Source organism: Paenibacillus sp. BJ-4 (assembly GCF_020404765.1).
In the GTDB taxonomy this organism is placed as follows: domain Bacteria; phylum Bacillota; class Bacilli; order Paenibacillales; family Paenibacillaceae; genus Paenibacillus.
The window spans coordinates 1-211 of sequence record NZ_JAIVEM010000073.1 but is presented as its reverse complement, the minus strand read 5'-3'; the positions used below and the strand labels follow the sequence as shown (position 1 = coordinate 211).

The 211-nt window shown below is 50.2% G+C and carries 1 pseudogene; it reads left to right on the top strand.

Annotated elements, in window-relative coordinates:
* A pseudogene (locus LCF57_RS14190) lies at window positions 1–211 on the top strand (IS5/IS1182 family transposase); the annotation flags it as partial.

Sequence of the window (211 nt, the reverse complement as noted above, 5' to 3'; positions counted from 1 at the left end):
TACGACCATCAGCTGGAATCGCCGGACCCGTTTTAAGGACACCACGATCTTTCAAGATATTTTCGATGAAATTGTCCTGCAGGCGATCTCACACCGGATGGTGGGTGGACGCGTTCTGGTGACCGATTCGACGCACGTGAAAGCGAATGCGAACAAACACCAGTACACCAAAGAACAGGTACTGCAAAATACCAAGGACTACATGGACGAG